Here is an 8,650-nt window from a genome sequence, read left to right on the forward strand (position 1 = left end):
CCGCCGTCCGCCGCCCGCGCATCCGCCCCGAGCCCAGCCAGCGAGGCCGTCGCATGAGTACCCGCAAACACACCGCGTTGCCCAAGGCCCGCACCCTCATCGAGGCGTTGCCCTGGCTGACGCGCCATCACGGCAAGACCGTCGTCATCAAGTTCGGCGGCAACGCCATGATCGACGAGGACCTGAAGAACGCCTTCGCCCAGGACGTCGTCTTCCTCCGCCACGCCGGACTCCGTCCGGTCGTCGTGCACGGCGGCGGCCCGCAGATCAGCGCCCAGCTGGACCGCCTCGGCCTGGAGTCGGAGTTCAAGGCGGGCCTGCGGGTCACCACGCCCGAGGCGATGGAGGTCGTCCGGATGGTGCTGGCCGGGCAGGTGCAGCGCGAACTGGTCGGCCTCCTCAACCGGCACGGCCCGCTCGCCGTCGGCATGACCGGCGAGGACGCCCAGCTGATGACCGCCACCAAGCACTACGCATCGCTCGACGGCGAGCGGGTGGACATCGGCCGGGTCGGCGAGGTCGCCGCCATCGACACCGGCGCCGTCCAGGCGCTGCTGGACGACGGCCGCATCCCCGTCATCTCCTCCGTCGCGGCCAGCGGCGACGACGGCGACCACGGCGTCTTCAACGTCAACGCGGACACCGCCGCCGCCGCACTGGCCGCGGCCCTCGGCGCCGAGACCCTGATGGTCCTCACCGACGTCGAGGGCCTGTACGAGGACTGGCCGCACAGCGACGAGGTCATCTCGCGGCTGACCGCCACCGAACTGGAGGCGCTGCTGCCCGACCTGGCCAGCGGCATGGTCCCCAAGATGCGGGGCTGCCTGCACGCGGTCCGCAACGGCGTGCACACCGCCCGGGTCATCGACGGGCGGGTCCAGCACGCGATCCTGCTGGAGATCTTCACCGACGAGGGCATCGGCACGATGGTCGTGCCGGACCAGGACACCGAGAACGGTACAAACGAGGGGGCGGCATGAGCGACGAGACCGGCACCACGGATTACCAGCGGCGCTGGCAGGGCGCCATGATGGACAACTTCGGCACCCCGCGCCTGGCGCTGGTCCGCGGCGAGGGCACCACCGTGTGGGACGCCGACGGCGCCGCCTACCTCGACTTCCTCGGCGGCATCGCGGTCAACGCCCTCGGCCACGCCCACCCCGCGGTGGTCCGCGCCGTCACCGACCAGATCACCACGCTCGGCCATGTCTCCAACTTCTACGTCTCCGGGCCGACCGTCACGCTCGCCGAGCGGCTGCTCGCCCTCGCCGGGCGCCCCGGACGTGTCTACTTCTCCAACTCCGGCGCCGAGGCCAACGAGGCCGCCTTCAAGATCGGCCGCCGCACCGGCCGCACCCACATGGTCTCCACCGCCGGCGGCTTCCACGGCCGCACCATGGGCGCCCTGGCCCTGACCGGCCAGCCCGCCAAGCAGCAGCCGTTCGCCCCGCTGCCCGGCGACGTCGACCACGTCCCGTACGGCGATGTGGAGGCGCTGCGCGCGGCGGTCACCACCGACACCGCGTTCGTCATTCTGGAGCCGGTGCAGGGGGAGAACGGCGTGGTCGTCCCGCCGCCGGGCTACCTCCGGGCCGCCCGGGAGATCACCGCCGCCACCGGCACCCTCCTCGTCCTCGACGAGATCCAGACCGGCATCGGCCGCACCGGGCACTGGTTCGCCGCCCAGGAGGAGGGCGTGGAGGCGGACGTCGTCACGCTGGCGAAGGGGCTGGGCGGCGGGCTGCCGATCGGCGCGACGCTGGCGTTCGGCCCGGCCGCCGAGCTGCTGACGCCCGGCTCGCACGGCTCGACGTTCAGCGGCAACCCGGTCGTCTGCGCGGCGGCGCTCGCCGTCCTGGACACCATCGAGCGCGAGGGCCTGCTCGCCCACGTCAAGCGGGCCGGGGAGCGGCTGCGCTCCGGGATCGAGGCGCTGGCGCACCCCGCCGTCGCCTCGGTCCGCGGCGCGGGCCTCCTCCTGGGTATCGTCTTGACGGAGCCCCTCGCGCCCCAGGCGCAGCAGGCGGCTCAGGACGCGGGCCTGCTGGTGAACGCGGTCGCGCCGGACGTCATCCGGCTCGCCCCGCCGCTGATCGTCTCCGACGACGACGTGGACACGTTCCTCCGCAAGCTGCCCGGCGTCCTCGACACGGCCCGCGAAGCGGCCGACGGGGAACAACGATCCGGAGACTGACGAAGCGATGATTGAGGCGCAGGACAACGAAACACTCGGTGGAGGCCAGGCCGTACCGCAGACCCGTACCGCCCGCCACCGCCGGATCGTGGACATCCTCAACCGGCAGGCGGTCCGCTCGCAGAGCCAGCTCGCGAAGCTGCTCGCCGACGACGGTCTCTCCGTCACCCAGGCGACGCTCTCCCGCGATCTGGACGAGCTGGGCGCGGTGAAGATCCGCAACACCGGCGGCGAGCTGATCTACGCGGTGCCCAGCGAGGGCGGCGACCGCACCCCTCGGGCGCCGCTGGGGGAGTCGGCCAAGGAGGAGCGGATGCGCCGCCTCTCCGGGGAGCTGCTGATCTCGGCCGAGGCGTCCGCCAACCTCGTCGTGCTGCGCACCCCGCCGGGCGCCGCGCAGTTCCTCGCCTCCGCCATCGACCAGGCCGAACTGCACGACATCCTCGGCACCATCGCGGGCGACGACACGCTGATGCTGATCAGCCGTGACCCGGCGGGCGGTCAGGCGCTCGCCGATCATCTGCTGCGGCTGGCGCAGAAGGCGCACTGAGACACCTCACGACGCGGGCCCGGCCCTGACCTGTCGGTCGGAGCCGGGCCCGCGTCGTCGTGCGCGGCGGGCCGGCCGTACGCGCGAAGGGCCCGGGCGCCCGCCCTCACGGAAGCGGCGCGCCCGGGCTCTCGTCCTGCCCGGCGGTTCAGCCGGTGTGCTCCTGGCAGCCGACGCAGCACCGGGCGTACGGCAGGATCTCCAGCCGCTCGGCGGGCACCGGCTCGGCGCACCGCGTGCAGGTGCCGTAGGTGCCCGCGTCCAGCCGCGCCTCGGCCTGCTCGATCTCCGTCAGGACCCGGCGGATCGCGACGGTCTGCGACGTCAGCAGCGCGTCGGTGCCGGGAGGCGCACCGCCCTCGATGGCCGTGAGCTGCGCCAGCCGGGCGTCACGCTCGTGCGCCAGGCGCTGACGGGCCTCGTCGGCGCCGATCCGTTCGGCGGGGGTCTCGGCGCGGGCCGCTTCAGGCGACATCGTGGACGGTTCCTTTCGCTGCGCCACGAGGACCGCGGCGGGCGTGCCCCGGCCCGGGTCCGAGACCGGGCCGGGACGCGGCCACCGCGGCCCCCGATACGCTCCGGCGACGGTGCCGGGGCGGGCGGGTGACGGGACGGCGGGCGGCGGTCACCGCCCGGCCGGGAGCGGCCCGGACCGCGCCCCTGGGCGGCACGCCGCCCGGCGAACGCGGCACCGTCGCTCCCGCATCTCACCCTGACCGCCGCCGCCCGCCCCGTACATGGGTGGTGCCACCCATCTCCGGGGGCGCCGGAGCTGTAGCCCCTGGTCAGGGATGGGCCGCGCACCCGATCGACGCGGCCGCCGGGCACCGGCAGGCTGGGCCCGGTGCCCGACCCGGGCGCCCCCGAGGTCCCGACGGATGGGAGAGTGAGCCGATCAAGGAGGTGTGGCGCGCGGTGTCGCTGTTCTGGCGGATCTTCGGGCTCAACGCGGTGGTGCTGGGAGCGGCTACCGCGTTGCTGCTGTGGGCGCCGGTGACCGTTTCGGTGCCGGTGGTGCTGACCGAGGCGGTGGTGCTCGTCGGCGGCCTCGTCGTCATGCTGGTCGCCAACGCCGCGCTGCTGCGCATCGGCCTGGCGCCGCTGGACCGGCTCACCCAGCGGATGGTCACCGTGGACCTGCTGCGCCCCGGCCACCGGCTGCCGGTCGACGGCCGTGGCGACGTCGCCGTCCTGCTGCGCACCTTCAACGAGATGCTCGACCGGCTGGAGTCCGAACGCGCCGCCAGCTCCGCCCGCGCCCTCTCCGCCCAGGAGTCCGAGCGGCGCCGCATCGCCCGGGAACTCCACGACGAGGTGGGCCAGAGCATGACCGCCGTGCTCCTGGAGCTCAAGCGCGCCGCCGACCGCGCCCCGGAACACCTCCGCGGCGAGTTGCAGCACGCCCAGGAGACCACCCGGCAGAGCCTGGACGAGGTCCGCCGCATCGCCCGCCGGCTGCGCCCCGGCGTCCTCGACGACCTCGGCCTGACCAGCGCCCTCACCGCCCTCGCCACCGACTACGCCACCCACACCGGCCTCACGGTGCGCTGCCGCTGCGACGGTCCGCCGGACCTGGGGGCCGCCGCCGAGCTGGTGGTCTACCGCGTCGCCCAGGAGGCGCTGACCAACACCGCCCGGCACGCCGACGCCCGCACCGTCGACCTGACCCTGCGCCGGGCGCCCGGGGCGGTGGTGCTGGAGGTCCGCGACGACGGCCGCGGCATGGGCCGGGCCCGCGAGGGCGCCGGGATCCGCGGGATGCGGGAGCGTGCCCTGTTCATCGAGGCGGGCCTGGACATCGGGCCCGGGCCCACCGGGGGCCTCAGCGTCCGGCTGACCGTTCCGCTGCCCCGGGAAGAGAGGGAAGCCGCATGATCGACCGCACCGCGCCCGCCCCCGTCCGCATCCTGCTCGCCGACGACCACGCCCTCGTGCGGCGCGGCGTCCGGCTGATCCTGGACGGCGAGCCGGACCTGGAGGTCGTCGCCGAGGCGGGGGACGGCGCCGAGGCCCTCGCGCTGGCCCGGGAGCACCGCCCCGATCTGGCCGTCCTGGACGTCGCCATGCCCCGGATGACCGGCCTCCAGGCGGCCCGCGAACTCTCCGTGGCCCTGCCCGGCCTGCGGCTGCTGATGCTGACGATGTACGACAACGAGCAGTACTTCTTCGAAGCCCTCAAGGCGGGCGCGTCCGGTTACGTCCTCAAATCCGTCGCCGACCGGGATCTCGTGGAAGCCTGCCGCTCCGCCATGCGCGGCGAACCCTTCCTCTACCCGGGCGCGGTCACCGCCCTGATCCGCCACTACCTCGACCGTGCCCGGCAGGGCGACGGCGTGCCGGAGAAGATCCTCACCGCCCGCGAGGAGGAGATCCTCAAACTCGTCGCCGAGGGCCACTCGTCCAAGGAGATCGCCGCCACCCTCGTCATCAGCGTCAAGACGGTCGAACGCCACCGCGCGAACATGCTGCACAAACTCGGCATGCGCGACCGCCTGGAACTGACCCGGTACGCGATCCGGGTGGGCCTGATCGAGCCGTAGCGGCAGCGGCAGCGGCAGCCACGGCGGTGGCGGTGGCGGTGGAACGGAGTGGACGATGCGGACGGGAGAGGGGGGACGGCATGACGCGGCGGAGCGCACGGCGCCCGGGCCCGGCCGCCCGTGACCTGCGCGGTCCCGTGCTCCGCACCCTCCTGCTGCTCACCGCCCTGCTCCTCGGCTCGCTCCCGCCACCGGCGGGGGAGCGGGGGGCGGTGCCGTCCGGGCATGTGGCGAGCGCCGTCCGCCTGGCGAGCACCGCGTACGCACCGGGGAACGCCCTCGCGCCGGCTGCCTCCTCGACCTCGGGCGCCGCCTCCGGGCCGCGCGCCCCCTCCGCCGCAGAAGCCGCCTCGGAGCCGCACGCCGCCTCCGCCCCGGACGCTCCCTCCGTCCCCTCCGCCCCGGACGCCCCCTCCGAGCCGGGCGCCCGCCCCGTACCCCCGCCCTCACCCCCGCACTCCGAAGCCCCCCACGCCGCCCCCTTCGTCGGCGGCTTCCGGACCGCCCCCGTCGTCCGCTGTCCGGCCCCCGTGCTGCGGACCGGACCGGGCGCGGGTCCCGAGCAGACGTACCACCCGGTGTCGGGCACGCCGCCCGCCGCCGTCCTTCCCGTACCGCCGTACACCGGGCCGCGCCCGCCGCGTATCCGTGGCGCCTCCGACGGTGTGCGCGGGTACGCCGCGCTGCATCCGGCCCGCGCCCCGCCCTCCTCCGGCAGCTGACGACGTCCTGTCGCATTCCACCGCGCCCGGCAACGCCCGGACGCGGTAACGACCTGGGGGCAATGGTCCTCGGGTCGTAAGCCCGTTGGAGGCATCATGACCCGCGCCACCAGGGTGCGCGCGCTGCTCGCGTGCGCCGTGCTCGCCCTGTCCGCCTATCTCGCCGTGACCCAACCCGTCCGGCTCGGTCTCGATCTGCGAGGCGGTACGCAGCTCGTTCTGGAGACCCGCGACTCCCCGTCGGCGCAAGCCGGCCGGGACGCCACCGACCGCACGCTGGAGGTGCTGCGCCGCCGGGTGGACGCCCTCGGCGTCGCCGAACCGTCCCTCACCCGCTCCGGCGACCACCGCATCGTCGTCGAACTCCCCGGCGTCCAGGACCCGGCCCACGCCGCCGCCGTCCTCGGCCGCACCGCCCAACTCACCGTCCACCCCGTCCTCGGCACCGCCGCACCCACCGACCGCCCGGCCACCGGCAAGGACACCCGGGGGACCGGCAAGGCCACCGCAGCACCCGGGAAGGGCGCGGAAGAAACCGGCAGGGTCCCTGCGGATTCCGGCACACTCCCGAAGGACTCCCGCAAGGGATCGGGCGACGCCCCCGGGCCCGTCCTGCCCGACGCATCCGGCACCCGGCTGCGGCTCGGGCCGCCCGCGCTCACCGGCGCCGGGGTGGAGAACGCCGCGGCGCGGTTCGACGCGGAGCGCGGTACGGGCTGGCACATCGGCCTCGACCTGCGAGGTTCGGGGGAGCGCGCCTGGGCGGCGCTCACCGCCGAGGCGGCCTGCGCGCCCCCGGGCGACCCCGCCCGCCGCGCCGCCATCGTCCTCGACGACAAGATCATCTCGTCGCCGCAGGTCGACCCCTCCGTCGCCTGCGGCACCGGCATCACCGGCGGCGCGACGCAGATCACCGGCGGCTTCGACCAGGAATCCGCGAAGGAACTCGCCCTCCTGATCAACGGCGGCGCCCTGCCGGTCCCCGTCGAGACCGTCGAACAGCGCACCGTCGGCCCGACCCTCGGCGCCGCCGCCCTCGACTCCAGCGCCCGCGCGGCGCTCCTCGGCACGGCGCTGACGGCGGTCTTCCTCACCGTCGTCTACCGCCTCCTCGGCGCCCTCGCCGCCGCCGCGCTGGCCTGCTACGCGCTGATCTCGTACGCCGCGCTGCTCGCCGTCGGCGCGACCCTCACCCTCCCCGGGCTCGCCGGTTTCGTCCTCGCCGTCGGCATGGCCGTCGACGCCAACGTGCTGGTCTTCGAGCGGGCCCGCGAGGAGTACGCGGCGGGCGGCCGGACCCGGAGCGGCGCACCGAAGCGCAGCCCCCGCGCCGCGCTCACCGCCGGATTCCGGCACGCCTTCAGCGCCATCGCCGACTCCAACCTCACCACCCTGCTCGCCGCGGGCCTGCTGTTCGTCTGCGCCTCGGGCCCGGTCCGCGGCTTCGGCGTGACCCTGTGCATCGGCGTCCTCGCCTCCATGGTGAGCGCCCTGCTGATCACCCGCGTCCTGGCCGAACTCACCCTCTCCCGGCGGGCGGTGACCCGCCGCCCCGGCCTCACCGGCCTCGCCCGCCCCGGACGGGTCCGCACCTGGCTCACGCAGCGTGCCCCCGACCCGCTGCGCCACCGCCGCCGCTGGCCGCTGCTGGCCGCCGTCGCGCTCGCCCTGGCCGTCACCGGCATCGTGGTACGCGGCCTGGACTTCGGCGTGGAGTTCACCGGCGGCCGGATGATCGAGTACACGACCACCGCCCCCGTGGACGCCGAGCGGGCCCGTACCGCCCTGGGCGACGCGGGCTTCCCGCGCGCGGTGGTCCACACCTCGGGCACCAGGGAGCTGACCGTCCGCACCGAGCCGCTGTCCGCCGCGGACGGGAGCCGGGTCACGAACGTGGTGTCCGGTCTGGGCGGCGGCGCGGAGAAGGTGCGCGACGAGCAGATCGGGCCGAGCCTCGGCACCGAACTGCGCCGCGGCGCGCTGATCGCCCTGGGCGTGGCGCTGGCCGGGCAGATGCTCTATCTCGCGGCCCGGTTCCGCTGGACCTTCGCCCTCTCCGCGGTCGCCGCGCTCGCCCACGACGTGCTGCTGCTGATCGGCGCCTTCGCCTGGCTCGGCAAACCCGTCGACGGCGTCTTCCTCGCGGCGCTGCTGACCGTCGTCGGCTACTCCGTCAACGACTCCGTCGTGGTCTTCGACCGGGTCCGCGAGCTGTGGGCCGCCGACCGCGCCGCGCCGTTCCGGGCGATCGCGGGCCGCGCGCTGCTGCAGACCGTGCCGCGGACGGTCAACACCGGCATCGGCACGGTCTTCGTCCTCGCCGCGCTGGCCCTCCTGGCCAGTGACACGCTGACCGACTTCGCGGTGGCGCTGCTCATCGGCATCGGCGTCGGCACGTACTCGTCGATGTTCACGGCGATGCCGCTGGCCATCGCGCTGGAGACGGCGAGCGGCGCCCCGCCGCCGCACCCGGCCCGCCCGCGCGGCACCCGTCCCCGCCGCCCGGCGGGCGACCGGCCGCGCCACGACACGGGGGCACGGGTCTGAACCGGAGGTGGGGGGGGGGCGGCGGGCGCGCCGCGCCCCCCCCCCCCCCCCCCCCCGCCGGCCACCAGCAGCCCCCACCCCCCACGCCCCCACCCCC

Annotated in this window: 8 protein-coding genes; 7 read left to right on the plus strand and 1 reads right to left on the minus strand. The window is 75.4% G+C overall.

Features of this window, described 5'->3' with window-relative positions; genetic code table 11:
• The first annotated feature begins 53 nt into the window (after positions 1–53).
• From argB to ACFWWQ_RS17280, 3 genes are read left to right on the plus strand one after another with little or no spacing between them, the layout of a single operon-like run.
• Positions 54–980 (plus strand): acetylglutamate kinase, encoded by a 927-nt coding sequence (gene argB, locus ACFWWQ_RS17270; RefSeq protein WP_384596901.1) that lies wholly within the window; start codon positions 54–56, stop codon positions 978–980.
• The gene (locus ACFWWQ_RS17275; RefSeq protein WP_384596903.1) at positions 977–2,194 is read left to right on the plus strand and encodes an acetylornithine transaminase; all 1,218 of its coding nucleotides are present in this window, start codon (positions 977–979) and stop codon (positions 2,192–2,194) included. Before argB ends, ACFWWQ_RS17275 begins: the two co-directional genes overlap by 4 nt.
• 7 nt (positions 2,195–2,201) lie before the next feature.
• The gene (locus ACFWWQ_RS17280) at positions 2,202–2,744 is read left to right on the plus strand and encodes an arginine repressor (protein WP_143941680.1); all 543 of its coding nucleotides are present in this window, start codon (positions 2,202–2,204) and stop codon (positions 2,742–2,744) included.
• Between the two features lie 148 nt (positions 2,745–2,892).
• On the opposite strand, the gene ACFWWQ_RS17285 is transcribed toward ACFWWQ_RS17280, so the two are convergent.
• On the minus strand, positions 2,893–3,219 hold the full coding sequence (locus ACFWWQ_RS17285; protein WP_384596905.1) for a TraR/DksA family transcriptional regulator: 327 nt from the start codon (positions 3,217–3,219) through the stop codon (positions 2,893–2,895).
• A 440-nt stretch (positions 3,220–3,659) separates the two neighbouring features.
• On the opposite strand from ACFWWQ_RS17285, the gene ACFWWQ_RS17290 reads away from it, so the two are divergent.
• The 4 genes from ACFWWQ_RS17290 (at position 3,660) to secD (ending at position 8,553) form a co-directional block, all read left to right on the plus strand.
• Complete coding sequence (locus ACFWWQ_RS17290) at positions 3,660–4,619, plus strand: HAMP domain-containing sensor histidine kinase (protein WP_384596907.1); 960 nt, start codon at positions 3,660–3,662, stop codon at positions 4,617–4,619.
• Positions 4,616–5,284: a response regulator gene (locus ACFWWQ_RS17295; RefSeq protein WP_384596909.1), complete on the plus strand. Its 669-nt coding sequence runs from the start codon at positions 4,616–4,618 to the stop codon at positions 5,282–5,284. Before ACFWWQ_RS17290 ends, ACFWWQ_RS17295 begins: the two co-directional genes overlap by 4 nt.
• Positions 5,285–5,364: 80 nt before the next feature.
• Complete coding sequence (locus tag ACFWWQ_RS17300) at positions 5,365–6,006, plus strand: hypothetical protein (RefSeq protein ID WP_384596911.1); 642 nt, start codon at positions 5,365–5,367, stop codon at positions 6,004–6,006.
• Positions 6,007–6,102: 96 nt separating this feature from the next.
• On the plus strand, positions 6,103–8,553 hold the full coding sequence (secD, locus tag ACFWWQ_RS17305) for a protein translocase subunit SecD (RefSeq protein ID WP_384596913.1): 2,451 nt from the start codon (positions 6,103–6,105) through the stop codon (positions 8,551–8,553).
• Positions 8,554–8,650 lie beyond the last annotated feature (97 nt).

The organism is Streptomyces sp. NPDC059080 (assembly GCF_042739975.1).
Taxonomy (GTDB): Bacteria; Actinomycetota; Actinomycetes; order Streptomycetales; family Streptomycetaceae; genus Streptomyces; species Streptomyces benahoarensis.

What these genes read in the sequence shown, in the direction of transcription:
- ACFWWQ_RS17295 (WP_384596909.1), top strand. Translation starts at nt 4,616, where the DNA reads ATGATCGACCGCACCGCGCCCGCCCCCGTCCGCATCCTGCTCGCCGAC.
- ACFWWQ_RS17275 (WP_384596903.1), top strand. Translation starts at nt 977, where the DNA reads ATGAGCGACGAGACCGGCACCACGGATTACCAGCGGCGCTGGCAGGGC.
- secD (WP_384596913.1), top strand. Translation starts at nt 6,103, where the DNA reads ATGACCCGCGCCACCAGGGTGCGCGCGCTGCTCGCGTGCGCCGTGCTC.
- ACFWWQ_RS17300 (WP_384596911.1), top strand. Translation starts at nt 5,365, where the DNA reads ATGACGCGGCGGAGCGCACGGCGCCCGGGCCCGGCCGCCCGTGACCTG.
- argB (WP_384596901.1), top strand. Translation starts at nt 54, where the DNA reads ATGAGTACCCGCAAACACACCGCGTTGCCCAAGGCCCGCACCCTCATC.
- ACFWWQ_RS17280 (WP_143941680.1), top strand. Translation starts at nt 2,202, where the DNA reads ATGATTGAGGCGCAGGACAACGAAACACTCGGTGGAGGCCAGGCCGTA.
- ACFWWQ_RS17285 (WP_384596905.1), bottom strand. Translation starts at nt 3,219, where the DNA reads ATGTCGCCTGAAGCGGCCCGCGCCGAGACCCCCGCCGAACGGATCGGC.